15 protein-coding genes are annotated in these 15,538 nt (G+C 71.4%); 8 read left to right on the forward strand and 7 right to left on the reverse strand.

The genetic code is table 11. From position 1 onward, the window contains the following. Positions 1–36: 36 nt before the first annotated feature. Together scy and mce are read right to left on the reverse strand one after the other, a co-directional pair. Positions 37–4,014, reverse strand: a complete 3,978-nt coding sequence (scy, locus tag ACFYWI_RS01030) for a polarized growth protein Scy (RefSeq protein ID WP_389224414.1) — start codon at positions 4,012–4,014, stop codon at positions 37–39. A 160-nt stretch (positions 4,015–4,174) separates the two neighbouring features. Then, positions 4,175–4,603, reverse strand: a complete 429-nt coding sequence (gene mce, locus ACFYWI_RS01035) for a methylmalonyl-CoA epimerase (RefSeq protein ID WP_328396307.1) — start codon at positions 4,601–4,603, stop codon at positions 4,175–4,177. A 146-nt stretch (positions 4,604–4,749) separates the two neighbouring features. Here mce and ACFYWI_RS01040 point away from each other — a divergent pair, with 146 nt between their 5' ends. Then, complete coding sequence (locus ACFYWI_RS01040; protein WP_389223491.1) at positions 4,750–5,952, forward strand: acetyl-CoA C-acetyltransferase; 1,203 nt, start codon at positions 4,750–4,752, stop codon at positions 5,950–5,952. Positions 5,953–5,992: 40 nt separating this feature from the next. Further along, entirely contained in the window at positions 5,993–6,949 is a 957-nt protein-coding gene (meaB, locus tag ACFYWI_RS01045) for a methylmalonyl Co-A mutase-associated GTPase MeaB (RefSeq protein ID WP_389223494.1), read from the forward strand. A 70-nt stretch (positions 6,950–7,019) separates the two neighbouring features. Here meaB and ACFYWI_RS01050 read toward each other — a convergent pair whose 3' ends face one another. The 4 genes from ACFYWI_RS01050 to ACFYWI_RS01065 all read right to left on the reverse strand — a co-directional run bounded on the left by ACFYWI_RS01050 (position 7,020) and on the right by ACFYWI_RS01065 (position 9,678). Continuing rightward, the gene (locus tag ACFYWI_RS01050; RefSeq protein ID WP_389223497.1) at positions 7,020–7,496 is read right to left on the reverse strand and encodes a MarR family winged helix-turn-helix transcriptional regulator; all 477 of its coding nucleotides are present in this window, start codon (positions 7,494–7,496) and stop codon (positions 7,020–7,022) included. A 120-nt stretch (positions 7,497–7,616) separates the two neighbouring features. Beyond that, the gene (locus ACFYWI_RS01055; protein WP_389223500.1) at positions 7,617–8,399 is read right to left on the reverse strand and encodes an AIM24 family protein; all 783 of its coding nucleotides are present in this window, start codon (positions 8,397–8,399) and stop codon (positions 7,617–7,619) included. Then, positions 8,396–9,046, reverse strand: coding sequence for an AIM24 family protein (locus ACFYWI_RS01060; RefSeq protein ID WP_389223503.1), 651 nt, complete (start codon positions 9,044–9,046; stop codon positions 8,396–8,398). Before ACFYWI_RS01060 ends, ACFYWI_RS01055 begins: the two co-directional genes overlap by 4 nt. Continuing rightward, positions 9,046–9,678, reverse strand: a complete 633-nt coding sequence (locus ACFYWI_RS01065; protein WP_389224416.1) for an AIM24 family protein — start codon at positions 9,676–9,678, stop codon at positions 9,046–9,048. Before ACFYWI_RS01065 ends, ACFYWI_RS01060 begins: the two co-directional genes overlap by 1 nt. Positions 9,679–9,851: 173 nt before the next feature. Between ACFYWI_RS01065 and ACFYWI_RS01070 the strand changes: the two genes are divergently transcribed. The 5 genes from ACFYWI_RS01070 (at position 9,852) to ACFYWI_RS01090 (ending at position 12,831) form a co-directional block, all read left to right on the forward strand. Beyond that, the gene (locus ACFYWI_RS01070; RefSeq protein WP_389223506.1) at positions 9,852–10,196 is read left to right on the forward strand and encodes a DUF3817 domain-containing protein; all 345 of its coding nucleotides are present in this window, start codon (positions 9,852–9,854) and stop codon (positions 10,194–10,196) included. Continuing rightward, positions 10,193–10,486, forward strand: coding sequence for an MTH1187 family thiamine-binding protein (locus ACFYWI_RS01075; protein WP_389223509.1), 294 nt, complete (start codon positions 10,193–10,195; stop codon positions 10,484–10,486). Before ACFYWI_RS01070 ends, ACFYWI_RS01075 begins: the two co-directional genes overlap by 4 nt. 136 nt (positions 10,487–10,622) lie before the next feature. After that, entirely contained in the window at positions 10,623–11,522 is a 900-nt protein-coding gene (locus ACFYWI_RS01080) for a hypothetical protein (protein WP_389223512.1), read from the forward strand. Next, the gene (locus tag ACFYWI_RS01085) at positions 11,519–12,202 is read left to right on the forward strand and encodes a DUF4166 domain-containing protein (RefSeq protein ID WP_389223515.1); all 684 of its coding nucleotides are present in this window, start codon (positions 11,519–11,521) and stop codon (positions 12,200–12,202) included. Before ACFYWI_RS01080 ends, ACFYWI_RS01085 begins: the two co-directional genes overlap by 4 nt. After that, entirely contained in the window at positions 12,199–12,831 is a 633-nt protein-coding gene (locus ACFYWI_RS01090) for a TetR/AcrR family transcriptional regulator (RefSeq protein WP_389223518.1), read from the forward strand. Before ACFYWI_RS01085 ends, ACFYWI_RS01090 begins: the two co-directional genes overlap by 4 nt. Before the next feature lie 13 nt (positions 12,832–12,844). Here ACFYWI_RS01090 and ACFYWI_RS01095 read toward each other — a convergent pair whose 3' ends face one another. Beyond that, entirely contained in the window at positions 12,845–13,840 is a 996-nt protein-coding gene (locus ACFYWI_RS01095; protein ID WP_389223521.1) for a DUF5937 family protein, read from the reverse strand. A 319-nt stretch (positions 13,841–14,159) separates the two neighbouring features. Here ACFYWI_RS01095 and ACFYWI_RS01100 point away from each other — a divergent pair, with 319 nt between their 5' ends. Continuing rightward, the gene (locus tag ACFYWI_RS01100) at positions 14,160–15,533 is read left to right on the forward strand and encodes an MFS transporter (protein WP_389224418.1); all 1,374 of its coding nucleotides are present in this window, start codon (positions 14,160–14,162) and stop codon (positions 15,531–15,533) included. Positions 15,534–15,538 lie beyond the last annotated feature (5 nt).

Genomic DNA, 15,538 nt, shown 5'->3' on the forward strand with positions numbered 1-15,538 from the left:
CCGTTTGATCTGGAGAATGTCCAGCCTTTTGGGTGGCTAGCTCTCGGACGACTTGCCACTCGAACGTGTGGACCCCGCCGCAGCCCCTGCCTTGACGCCCCCAGCGGCAGAGCCGCCATTGGCTCCACCCTTACCCCCCGACGGTGCCTCAAAAGACTCCAGCGCCTCGAGAACATCCTGGACACGGGAAATCTCGGCCTGAATGTCCTCACGCCGACGCACCAGCACATCGAGCTCCCGCTTGCCCTCGGAGACCGTGCGCTCGGCCTCGGCATCGGCCTCCCCCTTCACGCGCTCGGCCTCGCGGACCAGCTCGGCCTTCTTCTGCGCGGCCTCCTTGAGCAGGGCCTCCGCCTTCCTCACCGCGGCGATCCTGACCTTGCCGGCCTCCGAACTGGCCTCGGACACCAGCTCCTTGGCCTTCGCCTCGGCCTCGGCCTGCTGCTCCTCGGCCGCCTTGACCAACTGGTCGACCCGCTCGCCCGCCGTCCTCATCTGCTCGGCCGTCTCCCGGCGGGCCCGCTCGTGCAGCTCCTCGACCTCGCTCTCGACGCGTGCCCGCAGTTCCTCACCGCGCTCCCGGATGGCGGTGGCGTCCCGGCGTGCGCCGACGAGGAGCTCATCGGCGTCCGTACGGGCCTTCTCCACGAGCGAGTTGCCCTCGACCGTTGCCTCGCCGACCAGCCGCTCGGCCTCCTTGCGGGCCGCGCCCACCATGGCGTCCGCCTGCTCCTCGGCCTCGGTGGCGGCGCGCAGCGCCTCCTCCTGGGCCTTGGAGATGAGCTGGTCGACCTGCTTGGCGGCGTCCGCGCGGCGCTTGGCCGCGGTCTCGCGCGCCTCGTCCACCGTACGGTCGGCCGCGGCGCGGGCCTCGCTACGGATCCGGTCGGCCGCCGCCTCGGCGTCCGCCTTGGCCCTCAGGGCCTCCGCCTTGATGCGCTCGGCCGCCTGCTGCGCCGAAGCCACGGTCTCGGCCGCCTCGGCACGCAGACGCTCCGCCTCACCCGCCGCCTCGCCGATCAGCTGGTCGGCCTGGGCCGCGGCATCGGCACGCCGCTTGTCGGCGGCCTGCCTGGCCTCGTCCAGCACCTGCTCGCGGTCGGTGCGCACGGCCGCCCGCAGCTGCTCGATCTCGGCCTCGCCGTCCATCTTGATCTGCTCGGCCTCGGTGAGCAGGCGGGTCGCGTCCGCGTCCGCGTCGGCGCGCAGTGCGGCCGCCTCCGTCCGCAGCCTCTCGGACTCGCTCGACGCCTCGCCGATCAGCAGATCCGCCTGCGCGGCCGCCTCGGAACGGATCCGGTTGGCGTCCTCGCGGGCCTCGGCCCTGGCACGCGAGGCGTCCTGCTCGGCGGAGGCCAGCGCGTCCGACGCCTCCGTGCGCATCCGCTGGGCGTACTCCGCTGTGTCGGCGCGCAGCCGGTCCGACTCGTTGATCGCATCGGTGACCGTCCGCTCGGCGAGCGCCTGCGCGGCCTCGGACTCCTCCTGGGCCCTGGCGCGCAGCCGGGCCGCGTCCTCGGAGGCCCGCTCCCGCTCCGCGTACGCGTCGGCGCGGACCCGGTCCGCCTCCTCCTGCGCCTCGGTCCTGGTGCGCTCGGCGAAGTGCTCGGCCGCGCTGCGCAGTCCGGTGATCTCCTCCTCGGCCTGCTCCTGGAGGCCGTTGACGGAGTCCCGTACCTGCTGGGCGGTCTGCTCGGCGGCGGCGACCATCTCGGTGGCGCGCCGGTCGGCCTCCTCGACGAGGCGGTGCGCCTCGGTCTGGGCCTCCTCGACCCGTCGGCGGGCGGACGCGAGCAGCTCCTCGCTCTGCTCGCGGGCCAGCTCCCGCTCCTGATTGGCCTCCGTACGGGCCGAGTCGAGGGTCTCCTCGGCCTCCCGGCGGCGGCGGTTGGCCTCTTCCTGCGCGGCGGCGAGTGCCTCGGCGGCCTCTGCGCCCACCCGATCGGCGGCCGCGGCGGCCTCCGCCCGTACCCGGTCGGCCGTGTCCTGGGCCTCGTTCTTGAGCCGCTCGGCCTCGGTCGCCGCATCGCTGCGAAGCCGTACCGCGACCGCCTCGCCCTCGGCGCGGGAGGCCGAAGCGTCGGCGGCGGCCTCGTCACGCAGCCGCTCCGCCTCCCGCTCGGCCTGCGCCTGCAGCGTGCGCAGCCGCTCGGCGGCCTCGGCGCGCAGCCGCTCGGTCTCCTCGGCCGCCTCCCGGCGGATCCGCTCGCCCTCGCCGCGCGCCTCGGAGAGTGCCTCCTCGGCGGTGGCCAGCCGTGCCTCGGCCTCGGTGTGCAGCCGGGTCAGTTCGTCCGCGGCCTCGGCCTGCCGGGCCGCGACCGCCCGCTCGGTCTCCTGGCGCAGCTCGTCCGCGGCCGCCTCGGCAGCCGCCCGTACGCCGTCGGCCAGTTCCTCGGCCTCGCCGCGCAGCCGCTCGGCCTCGGCGCGGGTGCGCTCCAGGGTCTCCTCGGCCTGCTTGCGCAGCGTGGTGGCGCGCTCGATGGCCTCCGTACGCACCCGCTCGCTGTCGCTGCTCGCGGCGGTGCGCAGTTCGTCGGCGTCGGTGCGAGCCTTGGTCAGCAGCTCCTCGGCGGTACTGGCCGCCTCCTCGATCTGCTGGACGGCCTCCCGGCGCGCCTCGCCGCGGATCCGCTCGCCCTCGGCAACCGCCTCGGCGCGCAGCTGCTCGGCCTCGCCGCGCAGCCGGCGCGCCTCCTCCTGCAGCTCGACGGTCTTGGCGCGGTACTCCTTGGTGTCGTCCTTGGCCGCGCCCTTGAGCTGGTCGGCCTGCTCGGCGGCCTCGCCGCGCAGCCGGTCAGCCTCGGCCTCGGCCTCCCGGCGGATCCGCTCGGCCTCCTCGCTCGCCGCGCGGGTGGTGGCCTTGGCGTCCTCGGAGGCCCTGGTCAGCACCTCCTCGGCGGTACGGGCGGCCTTCGCGAGGTGGGCCGCGGAGTCCTCGGCGGCAGCCGTACGGGCCTTGTCGGCCGCGCCGGCGACCAGCTTCTCGGCCTCGGCGCGGGCGTCGGCGAGCGCCTGCTCCGCCTCCGCCTTGAGCGCCTCGGAGTCCTTGGTGGCCTCGCCGACCAGCCGGGCGATCTCCGCCTTGGCGGTACGGGTGCGCTGTTCGTTGACCGACTCGGCGGACGCCAGCTGCCTGGCCGCGCTGTCCTTGGCCTCGGCGAGAAGCTTCTCGGCCTCCGCGCGGGCCTCGCGCAGTTTCTCCTCGGCCTGCTGGGCCCGCTGCTCGGCGGTCCGGCTCAGTTCGGCGGCCTGCTGGCGGGCCTGGTCGGACTCGGCGCTTGTGGAGGAGCGCAGCTGTTCGGCGTGGGTGGTCGCTTCCTGCGCCTGGTTGGAGGCGGCGGTCAGCAGCCGCTCGGCGTCCTTGCGGGCGCGCAGAAGGATGGCTTCCGCTTCGCTGCGGGCGGACTCCGTCTCCGAACCGACCCGCCTGCGGGCCTCCTCGGCGATCCGGGTGGCCTCGGTGCGGGCCGCGGCGAGCGCCTGCTCGGCCTCCGCGCGGGACTCCTCCATGAGCCGCTGGGCCTGGGCCTCGCTGCGGGCGCGCAGCTGCTCGGCCCAGGCGACGTTCTCGTTGACGTGCGACTCGACGGTCTGGCGGCGCTCGGCCAGCTCCTGGTCCAGCCGCTGGCGGCGCTGGTTCGCCTCGGCGTGCAGCTCGGCCTGCAGGCGCGCCTGGTGTTCGGCGTGCTCCTGGAGGATGCGCTGCGTCTGGGCACGGGCTTCGCGCAGCTCGCGCTCGGCGTCCAGACGCAGCTGGTCGGCCTGGATCTGGGCGTTGCGCAGCAGCTGCTCGGCCTGGTAGCCGAGGTCGGCGCTCTCGTAGGCAGGACGGGACGCGAGGTTGCGGCGTGCCTCATGGAGCTTGGCACGCAACACCTCGACCTGGTAACCGAGGTCCTCGGCGTGCTGGACGGCCTTCTCCCGCGCGGTCTTCAGCCGGTCCATCTCGGCTTCGAACCGCGAGAGGTGGTCGTCGTCAGCTCGGTGGCTCTCCTGGCGTTCGTAGCCCCGCACTGCGCGGTCCCATCCGTCCCCTGGTCGCATCCAAACGAGCACCGTTCGCCGGCGAACGGCCCCCCGGGGAATGGTGACAGATCAACGACGGAGACGCGGCGCGGCCCCGACCCGGCCCCGGCCCGGAACCGCCCACTCTACCGGGCCGGGAATCCTCAGGTCAGTGCTCGGTTGCAGACGTGACGAGTTCGGTGAGTACGCCGTGGCAGTCCTTGGGGTGGAGGAAGGTGATACGCGAACCCATGGAGCCGATACGCGGTTCGTCGTAGAGCACCCGCACGCCCTTGTCCCGGATGGACTGCGCGTCGCCGTCCACGTCCGCGGTGCCGAAGGCGATGTGGTGCACGCCCTCACCGTTCTTGGCCAGCCACTTTCCCACCGCGGAGTCCTCGCGGGTGGGCTCCAGGAGCTGGAGGTAGGAGGCGCCGCCGTCGGACGTCTCATTGATCTTGAGCATGGCTTCCCGCACGCCCTGCTCTTCATTGACCTCGGAGTGGAACACCTCGAAGCCGTACGTCGCCCTGTAGAACTCAACAGTCTTGTCGAGGTCGAAGCAGGCGATCCCGATGTGGTCGATTCGCGTCAGCATTTCTCCAGTGCAGCGCCATAAGAGGTGGTTACGCAACGTGCGCGCGATCACACCGGCTGCCCGGTGACCCGAGCCCGTACCGCTCAGTACATTTGAGGTAAACCCTCGTTCACTCCTCAGCTGCGGCTGGTAAGGGGATCGTGCACATGTCTGGAACGACCGGTAACACCTCCGTGATCGTCGCGGGCGCCCGTACGCCCATGGGCCGTCTGCTCGGCTCGCTCAAGTCCTTCTCCGGTGCCGACCTCGGCGGCTTCGCCATCAAGGCGGCGCTGGACCGGGCGGGCATCGGCGGTGATCAGGTGCAGTACGTGATCATGGGCCAGGTGCTGCAGGCCGGCGCGGGGCAGATCCCGGCCCGCCAGGCCGCCGTCAAGGGCGGCATCCCGATGAACGTCCCCGCACTGACCATCAACAAGGTCTGTCTGTCCGGGCTCGACGCCATCGCGCTGGCCGACCAGCTGATCCGCGCCGGCGAGTTCGACATCGTCGTCGCCGGCGGCCAGGAGTCCATGACCAACGCGCCTCACCTGCTGCCCAAGTCGCGCGAGGGCTACAAGTACGGCGCCATCGAGATGCTCGACTCGATGGCGCACGACGGGCTCACCGATTCCTTCGAGGGCGTCGCCATGGGCGAGTCCACCGAGAAGCACAACACCCGGCTCGGCATCAACCGTCCCGAGCAGGACGAGGTCGCCGCGCTCTCGCACCAGCGCGCCGCCGCCGCACAGAAGAACGGCCTCTTCGAGGCCGAGATCACGCCCGTGGAGATCCCGCAGCGCAAGGGCGAGCCGGTGATCTTCAGCAAGGACGAGGGCATCCGTGGTGAGACCACCGCGGACTCGCTCGGCAAGCTGCGCCCGGCCTTCGCCAAGGACGGCACGATCACCGCCGGCACGTCCTCGCAGATCTCGGACGGTGCCGCCGCGGTCGTGGTGATGAGCAAGGCCAAGGCGCAGGAGCTGGGCCTCGAGTGGATCGCGGAGATCGGCGCCCACGGCAACGTGGCCGGCCCCGACAACTCGCTCCAGTCGCAGCCTTCCAACGCCATCAGGCACGCGGCCGGCAAGGAGGGCATCGCCGTCGAGGACCTCGACCTCATCGAGATCAACGAGGCCTTCGCGGCGGTCGCCGTGCAGTCAATGAAGGACCTCGGCGTGACCCCGGAAAAGGTGAACGTCAACGGCGGCGCGATCGCGCTGGGTCACCCGATCGGCATGTCCGGCGCCCGTGTCGTCCTGCACCTGGCGCTGGAGCTCAAGCGACGCGGTGGCGGCATCGGTGCGGCGGCGCTGTGCGGCGGCGGCGGTCAGGGCGACGCGCTGATCGTGCGCGTCCCCGGCAAGTAACACCCTTTTCCTCGTCCCTACCCGAAGGAACGGAGCAGTGATGGCGGACGTCCCCCAGCTGGTCGCCCAGGCACGCGAGGGCAGGCCCCGGGCCGTGGCCCGGCTGATCTCGCTGGTCGAGGGGGCGTCGCCGCAGCTGCGTGAGGTGATGGCGGCGCTCGCGCCGCTGACGGGAGGGGCGTACGTCGTCGGTCTGACCGGTTCGCCGGGTGTCGGCAAGTCGACGTCCACGTCGGCGATGGTGTCGGCGTACCGGCGGGCCGGGAAGCGGGTCGGAGTGCTGGCCGTCGACCCGTCCTCGCCCTTCTCCGGCGGGGCGCTGCTCGGCGACCGGGTCCGGATGTCGGAGCACGCCTCCGACCCGGGCGTCTACATCCGTTCGATGGCCACTCGTGGCCATCTGGGCGGCCTGGCCTGGGCCGCGCCGCAGGCGATCCGCGTCCTGGACGCGGCCGGCTGCGACGTGATCCTGGTCGAGACGGTGGGCGTCGGCCAGTCGGAGGTGGAGATCGCCTCCCAGGCCGACACCTCGGTGGTGCTGCTGGCGCCCGGGATGGGCGACGGCATCCAGGCCGCGAAGGCGGGCATCCTCGAGATCGGCGATGTGTACGTGGTGAACAAGGCGGACCGGGACGGCGCAGATGCCACGGCCCGCGAGCTCAACCACATGCTGGGCCTGGGCGAGTCCCGCGGCCCCGGCGACTGGCGCCCGCCGATCGTGAAGACGGTCGCGGCGCGGGGCGAGGGTATCGACGAGGTCGTCGAGGCGCTGGAGAAGCACCGCGCGTGGATGGAGGAGCACGGCGTCCTCACCGAGCGCCGGGCGCGCAGGGCGGCCGGCGAAGTGGAGACGATCGCGGTCACGGCACTGCGGGAACGTATCGGCGACCTGCACGGCGACCGCCGTCTGGGCGCGCTGGCGGAGCGGATCGTGGCCGGCGAAATGGACCCGTACACGGCGGCGGACGAACTGGTCGCGGGTCTCACCGAGTCCTGAGCGGTCCTTCGGTCCACGTCCGGCGGAGCGTGCTTCGCGCACGCCCTGCCGGACGATCCTCCGAGTCCGGCTAGAGCTTGCCCCGCCTGCCGCGCAGATGCTCGGCGACGGGGGTCAGCGATGCGCGCAGGTCGTCCAGAGCCTCCGGCGTGAGCAGGTCGATGAAGTGCTTGCGCACGGAGGCCACATGGTGCGGCGCGACCTTCTGCATCGTCGCGATTCCGTCGTCGGTCAGTACGGCGTACAGCCCGCGGCGGTCCGACTCACAGTGCTCACGCCGGACCAGGCCCGCGTTCTCCATGCGGGTGATCTGGTGGGAGAGGCGGCTCTTGGACTGCAGCGTGGCCGCGGCGAGGTCACTCATCCGCATGCGCCGGTCCGCCGACTCGGAGAGGTTGACCAGGATCTCGTAGTCGTTGTTGGTCAGTCCGAACGGCTGGAGGTCCTTCTCGAGCTGGTGCATCAGCAACCGGCTGACGTCCAGATGGGTGCGCCAGGTGCACTGCTCGTCATCGGTCAGCCAGCGAGTGGCAGTCTCGGTCTCCATATATGGATACTACCCTAAGAAGTTGAAAAGCGGACGAAACCTGGGAGTGTGACGCCCGGCACCCGGCCCCGTACCCAACAAGGGTGCAGACGTTCGACGTCACACTCCGCAGACTACCGTTCACAGGCCGAAGCGACGCTGGAGGTCCCCCAGCTGGCCGGGAAGGCGCGGTGTGGAGCCGTGTTGACCGGCGCCCGAAGGGCTGCCGTGGCCGCCCGGAACCCCCGGTTCCGACGGTACGGTTCCGGTGGCCTGATCAGCCATCAGCACCTCGGTCGACTGCAGCAGCACCGTGCCCGCACCGACGAACTCGAACTGGTGCTCCTCACCGGACGCCCCGCCGAGTCCGGTCAGCGCGCGCACCCCGCCCATGACCCCGGACATATAGCCGTGGTCGTAGTGGTGGCACGGCGACGGACAGTCCGCCCACCCCACCAGGGCCTGCGGATCCACCCGGACCGGCGGCTCCATGAAGACGACCGGACCGTTCGACGCCGCTACGAACTTCCCCGTACCGATCAGGGTCACGAAGCCCGGCACGATCGACTGCTTGAGCGCCAGCGAGGGCTGGTACGCCAGCAGATTTCCGGAGCGGATCGTCAGATTGCCGTTGTCGAGGTCGAAGGAGTTGACGTCGAAGGCGCGGTCGGCGAGCAGCATCTTGCCGCTGCCCTCGGCCACCACCCAGTCGCTCGCATGGAGGGGCGAATGGAAGGAGGTACGCATCAGCCGGTCGAGCCGGCCGTGGCCGATTCCGTTGAAGTCGATCCGCCCGTAATAGGCGATCATCTTGCCCTTCTGCAGGAACCACTGGCTCGACTTGAGCTCCACGCAGAAGGTGTACGGATTGACGTTGTCGTCACTCGGCAGCGTGGCCGGGTCAAAAATCACGGGCGTGCTCACAGCTTCTCCTCCGACGCCTGGACGTACACCGCACCGCTGCCGCTGAGCTCCAGCTGGAACGCCTCGCCCGAGCCGCGTCCCACCATGTCGCGCCAGCCGAGCGCCGTGGAGAGCTTGTTGCGCACATCGCCGTGGTGGGCCACATATGCCTGCGGGTCCACATGGACCGCCCGCCCCGGGGTGATCGGCAGCTCGATGACCCCGCCGTGCGCCATAACCGCGACCGCGCCATGGCCCTTGAGGGTCGTGGTGAACAGGCCCTGGCCCGTCACCTGCCCGCGCACCATGCCCATGACCCCGCCCTGCGAGCCCATGAACATCGTGCCCTGCTGCAGCGTCCCGTCGAAGGCGAGCAGCCGGTCCGCCTCGACGTAGAGGGTGTCGCCGGTCAGCTGGATCACCTGGATGTGGTGGCCGCCGTGGCCGAACATGACCCTGCCGCTGCCTTCCACGGTCATCAGCGGCGTCGCCTCGCCCGCCGCGCGCCGGCCGATCATCGACATCAGGCCGCCCTGACCGCCGCTGATGTTCGGCGTGAAAGAGACCTCGCCGTTGTAGGCGAGCATCGCGCCACGCTGGGAGTACATCTTCTGGCCGGGGACCACGGTGGCCTCGACCATTTTGGGATTGACCTCGCGGAACGGCATCAGACGTCTCCTCCGAGGGTGTTCCGCTCACTGGGTTGGACGTAGACGAGCCCGTCGCCCTCGAACCGGATCTGGAAGGCCTCGCCGCCGCCCTCACCGAGGAACGTGCGGAAGGTCACTCCCGACTGGAAGTCCTGGCGCAGGTTGCCCTGGTGGGCGATGTACGCGCCGGGGTCGACGGAAAGCGGGTACTGAGGCGTCACCCGCATTATCACGGCCTGGCCGTCCGACATGATCGCCGCCTGACCGGTGCCCTCGACGGTGGTGGTGAACAGGCCGTTGCCCGTCGCCCCGCCGCGCAGCCCGGTGAACGTCGTGCCGGTGCGCAGCCCGGCGTCGGTGCACAGCAGATTGCTCGCCTCGACGTAGAGCTTGTCGCCGTGCAGGTTCACCAGGTTGATCTCGGACGCGCGGTCGGCGAAGTAGCAGGTGCCCTGCCCCTTCACCTCCATCACGGTCATCTGCTCGCCGGTGATCCGGCGAGTGACCATCCCGCGGATGCCCTCACCGCCGCCGGACATCTTCTTGAAGGTCATCTGGCCGTCGTAGGCGACCATCGAGCCGTTCTTGGCTTTGACGGCGTCGCCGGTCATATCGACGGCGAGCACTTTGCTGCCTTGGAGTCGGAACATTGCCACGGGAGGACGTTAACCGGTGATTCCGCCCCCGAACAGGTCCACAGGGAGGACCCGGACCCTGACAAAGGGAGGGCAAAGGAAGGTGCCACAATGGTGCGCGAGCTTGTGCATGCATTCACAAGATCTCGTTGCATGATCAGTGTGTCCCTCCCATCGAAGGTGCCTCCGTGGACATCAAGACCGCCTCGTCGCTCCATCGCCTCCGCCTGGTCTCCGCGCCGGAGGCCGTGTCCTTCCTGCTCCTGCTCGTCTGCGCGGTGCTCAAGCGCACGACGGAGTTCAACGCGGTCCCGGTCATGGGTTACGTCCACGGTGCGCTGTTCATCCTCTACGTGCTCTTCTGGCTGGACGCCTGGAACCGCACCCAGTGGGACCTGAAGAGGGCCGCCCTCTACTTCGTCCTCTCCGTCCTGCCGTTCGGCGGCTTCGTCGCCGAACGCCGGCTGAAGCGTGAGGCGGAGGACGCCGTCATCGCCTCGCGCGCCCGTCGTGTGGGCAAGGTCGACGCGTGATCGTCGCCTTCTCGGTCACTCCGCTGGGCGTCGGCGAGGACGTCGGTGAGTACGTCGCCGAGGCGGTCCGCGTGGTGCGCGAGTCGGGACTCCCCAACCGTACGGACGCGATGTTCACCTCGATCGAGGGCGACTGGGACGAGGTGATGGACGTCGTCAAGCGCGCCGTCGGCGCCGTCGAGGAGCGTGCGCCGCGTGTCTCCCTCGTCCTGAAGGCGGACATCCGCCCGGGTGTGACGGACGGGATGACCTCCAAAGTGGAGACCGTGGAGCGCCATCTGTCGTCCTGATCCCCGCAGTTGTGTGCAGAGCCCCTGGCCCGACGGGCCAGGGGCTCTTTCGCGCCCATCGGTTGAGCGAGTGCTCAAATTCGGCTATCTTTCCTCTTGAGCAGTCGCTCAAAAGGTCGCTGACCTGGGGGAAGGCATGGGGCTCTACATCGAGGCACTCATACGCGTGGATCCGGACACGCTCTGGGAGCGGACCCAGCAGCCCACGCAGCACCAGCGGTGGGATCTGCGGTTCACCGAGATCGACCATCTGCCGTGCGTGCCGGGCGAGCCCCAGCGCTTCCGCTACGCGACCTGGGTGCTGCCCTTCCTGACCGTCGCCGGCACCGGTGTCTCCGCGGGGGAGTGCCACCGGGCCGGCGACCGGGTGTCTGCCCTCCGGTTCGCCTCGCCCCACCCGCTCTCACTGCTGAAGGAGGGCAGCGGCTACTGGCGTTACATCCCCGGCCCCGGCGGTATCCGCTTCCTCACCGGCTACGACTACCGGCCGCGGTGGGGCCGCTTCGGCCGGACGGCCGACCGGCTGGTGTTCCGCCCGCTGATGGGCTGGGCGACCGCCTGGTCCTTCGACCGGCTCCGCCTGTGGTGCGAGCGGGACATTGCGCCCGAACGCGCCCGCAGGAACTGGCTGGTCGAAACCGCGGTGCGCCTGCTCGCCGTCGTGGCCGCGGCCGGCTGTCTGTGGGCCGCGTTCTCGGTCGGACCCTCCCCCCACGCCCCGGGGCGTGGGGGTACCCCCATCCCGCGCGCCTCGTCCGCCGTGCTCCCCGACGGACCCGTGACCCGGGTGGCCGACGGCTTCGCGCTCGCCGCCCGGTCGGCATTCCACGCCGGGCGGCCCGGCCCGCCCGAGACCGCGGCATCCCCGCCCGACGGGTCCGTCGCCCTGGGCGGACTCGGCGTGGCCGCACTCGCCGCGGCACTGCTCGCGCCGCCCTCGACCCGAACCCCCGCCGCACGCCGCTGTCTGCGTCGCCCGCCCGGCCGGACCCCCGCCACCGCACCCACCCTGCTCACCACGCTGGAGCGCGCATGACCTCGATCTTCCGCACCGTCATGGGGGAGTCCGCCTTCGGCCGCCTGCATCCGCAGCTCCAGCGCCGGTTCTCGGTCGGCCTGGCGAGCAGCGAGGCGTGCATCGGGCGCGGCGTCATGGACCGCATCTGGCACGGCCGCGGAATCTTCAAACCGTTCCTCGCCCTCGGCGGCACCCGCAACATCCTGGTGCCCCGCACCGGCCGCCGCGTCCCCTTCACCATCGAGAACGTGCCGTACACCGACTCGTACGGACGTGAAACCGTCACCTTCGTACGGACCTTCGCGCTGCCCGGTGGCCCGCGCCGCTTCGACGCCACGATGATCCACAGCCCCGAGCGCGACTGCGTCCTCGACTACCTCGGCACCCACCAACATCTCGCCAGCGACCTCCACTTCAGCGCCGAGCCCGACGGGTCGCTGCTCATCCGCTCCGGAGAACACCGCTTCCGTGAGGGGCCGCTGGACGTTCGTGTACCCGAACTCATCGGCGGCGACGCCGAGGTGCGCGAGTCCTACGACGACGCGACCGGGCGCTTCCGTATCCGCGTCACCGTCACCAACCGGCGCTTCGGACCGCTCTTCGGGTACGAGGGGTCGTTCACCGCCGAATACATGGACGTACGCTCCTGCGGGGTGCGCGCCGGGCTGCGCCCGGTACGTGAGGAGGCGCGGAGATGAGCGCGGGCACCAAGGAAAAGCTGCTGGAAGGGGCGCTCACCACGCTCGTCGAGCAGGGCATCGCCAAGACCTCGGCCCGCTCCATCGCGGCGGCCGCGGGCGTCAACCAGGCCTTGGTCTTCTACCACTTCGGCTCCATGGACGAACTCCTCGCCGCCGCCTGCCGGCACGGTGCCGAACAGCGGGTAGCCCGCTACCGCGACCGCCTGCAGCGCATCGGTACCCTCGCCGAACTCCTCGAATTCGGCCGGGAGATGCACGCACAGGAACGGCAGGCCGGCACGGTCGCGATCCTCGGCCAGCTGCTCGCCGGAGCCCAGACCCATCCGCGCCTGGCACCCGCCACCGCCGCCGGTCTCGAGCTGTGGATCGTCGAGATCGAGAAGGTCCTCACCCGGGTCCTCGCAGCATCCCCACTCGGCGAGTTCACCGACCCCACAGGTCTCGCGCGGGCCGTCGCCGCATCCTTCGTCGGCCTGGAGCTGTACGAGGGCGTCGACCCGGGCGGTGCCGAGCGCGCGCTCGACGCACTGGAGCAGCTCGCGGTCCTGGCCGCGGCAGTCGACGAGCTCGGCCCGGTGGCCCAGCGGGCGGTCCGCCACCGCCTCCGCCGTACGGCACGCCGATGAACCGTATGTGCGCTCAAGGGGTGCCCGGGTGCGACCCGGCGAGCGCGATGCCCAGCGCTGTGCGCTCGTAGAGCACCTGGTGGCCGTAGCGGCGCGAGGCCAGCAGTCCCGCGTCGCGCAGCACCGACAGATGCGCCGACACGGAGGACGGCGCGAGGCCGAGGCGCTGCGCGAGCGCGGTCGTCCCGGCGGGCTCGTCCAGCACGCACAGCACATCCGCGCGGACCCGGCCGAGGAGCCGGGCCAGAGCGTCGGGCGTACGGTCCGTGGCCTGTGTCCACAGGCTGCCGATACCGCGCACCGGATAGATGACGGCAGGCTGCCAGGGCGGCTCGTAACCGCTGACCACATCCGGCCAGCAAAAGACGCTGGGCATCAGCACCAGGCCCTGACCTCCGAGGACCCGGACATGGTCGCCACGCATCCCGGCGATGGTCAGCGTGGCGTCCTGCCAGCCGAGCCGCGGGCTCAACTCCTGTACCAGCCGCCCGAATCCGCTCTCCGCGAGCCTGCGGGAGTGGTACGCCACGTCGGCCTCCAACAGCGCGCGCATCCGGGGCCACTCGGGTTCGATGAGCGCATGCCATGCCTGCTCGAGGAGATCGGCCATCTGCCGCACCGTACGTGCCGGGTCGGCGAGCAGGGCCTGCCCGGCGGAGCTGTCCACCCCGGCGGGGGTGGAGGCGAGCGTGGCCGCGATGTCGTCGTGCGCGGTCGCGGGCGGGGTGGCCCGTACGAGCGCGATCTCCTCCTCGAAGGCGACGCCGGGCCCCTGGGGCGGCGGACAGAAGAAGTCGGGGTTGTGACCGCCGTGCGGCATCAGGGTCCACAGCGGCCGCAGATCGATCTTTTCGGCCGCGCCCTGGATCCGCCGCAGCCAGGGCAGGTGATACCCGCGCCCATCGGGGCGGGCGAGGAGGCGGACAGCTGCCTGCGTCTCCCACAGGGGAGACACCGCGAACCGGCAGCGCAGCAGATCCTGCTCGCCGAAGTGCAGATGAAACGGCATGAGCGGCGTCCCGTGTCGTCGGAAGATTCGGCCTGAGCCGAAAGTCTAGGGAGGCGGGTGGGGCGACGGCACGCTGACCGGCATGCCGACACACAACCTGCCCGACGGGCGACCCCACGAGCCGACCGACCCGGAGCCGGGTGACCCGCAGGTGGGCGGCGCGCGGCGGCAGACAGGCCGCGCGGACGGAGGGGGCCCGGGGAAGGCGGGCCCCTCGCTGCCGCAGGCGGGGCTGTCCGGTCGCGAGGGGTCCCGGGACGGCCGGGTTGCCCAGGGGCGGCCGAGGGAACCGGAGCCCGGCGCCCCGGGGGCGGGCGGCATGCGGGGCCGGCCGGAAGGAGGGGAGCCGCGGGAGGCGGCGCACATCACCGCGCGCCCGGCCGAGGCGGAGCCTGCTCGCACTCAGCCGGACGCCGGGCTCACACCCGGGCGCGCGGGGTACCGGGCCGTGTTCCGCGTGCGCGAGTTCCGCGCGGTGTTCGCCGCGCATCTGCTCTCGTTGCTCGGTGTCGTCGTCAGCGAGATCGCCCTCACGGTGCTCGTCTACGACCTCACCGGATCGCCCCTGCTCAGCGCGCTCACCTTCGCGCTCGGTTTTCTCCCCTATCTCCTGGGCGGCACCCTCCTCGCCGGCGTCGCCGACCGCTACCCCGCTCGCCGGGTGCTCGTCACCTGCGACCTGGTCTGCGCCGCTTGCGTCGTCCTCATGGTGCTGCCCGGCACCCCGGTCGGCGGGCTGCTCGCGCTGCGCTGCGCCGTCGCCGCCGTATCACCCGTCTTCACCGGGACCCGGACGGCCACCCTCACCGACATCCTCGGCGAGGGGGACCTCTATGTACTGGGCCGTTCGCTGCTGCGGATCGTCTCGCAGAGCGCGCTGCTCGCCGGGTTCGGCGCGGGTGGCATCCTGCTCGCCGCCGTGTCCGCCCGGCAGGCGATCTGCGTGACCGCGGTGACGTTCCTCTGCTCCGCCCTGCTGCTGCGCTTCGGAACGGCGGACCGGCCCGCCCGGGCTGCCGGCGGCGGAGCCCTGCTGAAGGAGTCGCTCACCGGAGCCCGGCTGCTGCTCGGTGACGCCCGGATCCGGGCGCTGCTGCTCCTGTTCTGGCTGCCGACCATGTTCGTGGTGACCCCCGAGGCCCTGGCGGCCCCCTACGCCGACGAACTCGGCGTCGGCCCGGCCGCGCTCGGGCTGCTGATGTGCGCGATGCCGGTCGGCCATATCGCAGCCGAGCTGTACGTGGGCTCGGTGCTGAGCCCGCTCGCCCGCTCCCGGATCGTGCTCCCGGTGGCTGCCCTCGGACTGCTGCCCCTGATCGGCTACGCCGTCCTGCCGGGCCTGGCCTGGACCCTTGCGCTGCTCGCGCTCAGCGGCGTGGGTGCGGCGTACGTCATCGGCCTCGACCAGTGGTTCGTGGACGCCGTCCCCGAAGAGCTGCGCGGGCGGGCGATGACCCTGATGACCGCCGGGCTGATGACGATCCAGGGCATCGGAATGGCCCTGGCGGGCGTGGCCGCGCAGTTCCTGCCGGTCCACCGGGTCGTCGCCGCCGCCGGAGCCGTGGGGACCGTGTGCACGCTGGTGCTGATCGCGCAGCTGAGGCGGCACCGGGACGGAGAGCCTGTCAGGGGCCGGAGAAGTGAAGGGACCGAAGAGCGAGACGGGGCTGACCGGCATGTGACCAGTGGGTAAGGTCG

Source organism: Streptomyces sp. NPDC002889 (assembly GCF_042888425.1).
Classification (GTDB): domain Bacteria; phylum Actinomycetota; class Actinomycetes; order Streptomycetales; family Streptomycetaceae; genus Streptomyces.